Source organism: Amycolatopsis thermalba, from assembly GCF_003385215.1.
Lineage (GTDB): Bacteria > Actinomycetota > Actinomycetes > Mycobacteriales > Pseudonocardiaceae > Amycolatopsis_E > Amycolatopsis_E thermalba.
Genome location: NZ_PQHW01000202.1, coordinates 1 through 2,742, shown reverse-complemented (window position 1 = coordinate 2,742; position 2,742 = coordinate 1). Strand labels below are relative to the sequence as shown.

Here is a 2,742-nt window from a genome sequence, read left to right as displayed (position 1 = left end):
GGCCTACTCGGGCTGGGTGTCGATCTCGGTGGGCTGCAACAACACGTGCACGTTCTGCATCGTGCCGTCGCTGCGCGGCAAGGAACGCGACCGGCGGCCCGGCGAGGTCCTGGCCGAGGTCGAGGCGCTGGTCGCCGAGGGCGTGCTGGAAGTGACCCTGCTGGGGCAGAACGTCAACTCCTACGGCGTCGAGTTCGGCGAGCGGGACGCGTTCTCCAAGCTGCTGCGCGCGTGCGGCGGCATCGACGGGCTGGAGCGGGTCCGGTTCACCTCGCCGCACCCGGCCGCGTTCACCGACGAGGTCATCGACGCGATGGCCGAAACCCCGAACGTGTGCCCGCAGCTGCACATGCCGCTGCAGTCCGGTTCGGACCGGATCCTGCGCGAGATGCGCCGGTCCTACCGGTCCAGCCGGTTCCTGTCCATTCTGGACAAGGTGCGGGACCGGATCCCGGACGCGGCCATCACCACCGACATCATCGTCGGGTTCCCCGGCGAGACCGAAGAGGACTTCCAGGCCACCCTGGACGTGGTGCGGCAGGCGCGGTTCTCCAGCGCCTTCACCTTCCAGTACTCCAAGCGCCCCGGCACCCCGGCCGCCGAGCTGCCGGACCAGCTGCCCAAGCAGGTCGTGCAGGAGCACTACGACCGGCTGGTCGAGCTGGTCAACGAGATCGCCTGGGACGAGAACAAGAAGCTGGTCGGGCGCAAGGTCGAGCTGCTGGTCGCCGAGGGCGAGGGCCGCAAGGACACCGAGACCCGGCGGATGAGCGGGCGCGCCCGCGACGGGCGCCTGGTGCACTTCACGCCCACCGGGTCCGCGATCGACCGGTCCGTGCGGCCGGGTGACATCGTGGAGACCGTGGTCACCTACGGGGCGCCGCACCACCTCGTCGCCGACGGCGACCTGCTTTCGCACCGGCGCACCCGCGCCGGTGACAACGTGGAGGCGGGCCGCCGGCCCAAGACCGACGGGGTGAGCCTCGGGCTGCCCTCGTTCGGCCGCCCGGCGCCCCAGCCGGTGACGACGGGCGGGTGCGGGCTGTGAGCGAGAGCGACTACGACCGGCTGGGCACCGACGTCGACGAGGTCGTGACCAAGGCGTCCCGCACGGTCGAGCTGGGCCGCCGCGGATTCGTCATCGCGGTGCTGGTGTTCGTGCTGCTGGTGGGCCAGCTGCTGCCGTGGGTCGGCCCGCACGTGGGCTGGCAGGTGCTGCTCGGGCAGGGCGGCGGCATCCCGCAGCTGTTCGCGGTCACGTCCACGGTGATCGGCGTGCTGGCCTCGGCGCTGACGCTGATGACGCGCCGCTGGTGGCTGTCGTGGGTGTGCGCGATGGGCGGCTGGTTCGCCTCCGTCGACGGGCTGCTGGCGATCTGGTCGCAGCAGTCGTCAGTCGCCAACGGCGCCACCGGCCGCGGCCCCGGCATCGGCATGGTGATCGCCCTGGTCGCGACGATCCTGCTGGCCGCCCAGTGGATGCGCACCGCCTGGTCCCGCACCTGAGTACGGTCCCGCACCTGAGTACGGTCCCGCAGCTGAGTGGAACCGCGGCGCGAGTGACCGGGCGAGGCCGCGGAACAACTGGACGTCCGGGTCGCGGTCCCCGGTGCGGGTGGCGAGCACGCTGTGGTCCCACGGCGCGTCCACGACCGGCACGCAGACCGTCCCGGGCCAGCGGTAGAAGCGCGCGAACGAGCTGAGCGCCGAGCCCGCGCCACGTCCGGCGGCGACGCTCATCAGCACCTCCTGCGGCGTGACCGCGTGGTCCGGTCCGGGGCGCGGGGCCTCGCCGCCGCGGGCCTCGGTGAAGTACAGGTAGTCGGTGAAGGGCCGCGGGGTGTGCGGCGGCAGCGCGACGAACGGCAGGTCCAGGACGTCGGCGAGGTGCAGCTCGCCGGCCGCGGCCAGGTCGGAGCGGGCCGGGATGACGACGATGCGGGCCTCGGTGGTGAGGACGTCGACGGTGACGCGCTCGTCGGTGACCGCGGGGCGGACGAAGGCCACGTCGACGCGGTGCTCCAGCAGGGCGCTGGTGTGCTCGGTGAAGGTGAGCGCTTCGAGCTTGAGCTCCACGTGCGGCCGCAGGTGCCGGAACGCGGCGATGACGGCCGGGGTCAGCTCGGCCGAGCCGTGCCCCATGACGCCGACGCGCAGGGTGTCGGCCTGTTCGGTGAGGTCCGCCATGTCGGCGAGGGCGGCGTTGGCGCCGTCGACCAGGCCGCGGGCGTGCCCCAGGAAGCGGTGCCCGGCGGGGGTGAGCCGGACCGGCGACCGTTCGAACAGCGGCACCCCCAGGTCACGCTCGAGCTGCTGGATGTGGGCGGTGACGGCCGGCGGGGAGAGGAAGAGGCGCGCCGCGGCCCGGCCGAAGTGCCCTTCCTCGGCCACCGCCAGAAACGAGGCGAGGCGGCGCAGATCCACGCCTCGACGGTAAGCCCCGGAGACGGCCCACGCCAAGGTGACCAAGCTCCTGGTGCGGCCGCTTCGCCTCCGCCTGCCGCGCTTAGCGCTTGCCGCGCCCGCGTCGCGCTGCGCGCGCCGCGTTGCGTGTGGCGCGCTGCGGGTGCCGTGCCCGCTTTGCGTCTGCCGCGCTGCGCGCGCCCGCCCGCTGCGCTACGGGTGCCGGCGCGCCTCGCGCCCGCTGCGCCTGCCGCGCTGCTTCTTCGCTTCGCGCCCGCCTGCCCGCTTCCCTCTGTCGCGCTGCGCCCGCCCGCCGCGTTGCGTGCTCCACCCCACCCC

3 protein-coding genes are annotated in these 2,742 nt (G+C 73.6%); 2 read left to right on the top strand and 1 reads right to left on the bottom strand.

Annotation, left to right across the window (positions count from 1 at the left end):
• A partial coding sequence (locus tag D0D15_RS35565) for a MiaB/RimO family radical SAM methylthiotransferase (protein WP_115945097.1) occupies positions 1–1,048 on the top strand: 1,048 nt, incomplete at its 5' end.
• Entirely contained in the window at positions 1,045–1,506 is a 462-nt protein-coding gene (locus D0D15_RS35560) for an Rv2732c family membrane protein (protein ID WP_020419603.1), read from the top strand. The genes D0D15_RS35565 and D0D15_RS35560, both read left to right, overlap by 4 nt.
• Here the strand turns inward: D0D15_RS35560 and D0D15_RS35555 are convergent.
• Positions 1,393–2,424, bottom strand: a complete 1,032-nt coding sequence (locus D0D15_RS35555) for a LysR family transcriptional regulator (protein WP_115945096.1) — start codon at positions 2,422–2,424, stop codon at positions 1,393–1,395. The two genes, D0D15_RS35560 and D0D15_RS35555, sit on opposite strands and share 114 nt — an antisense overlap.
• Positions 2,425–2,742: the final 318 nt, after the last annotated feature.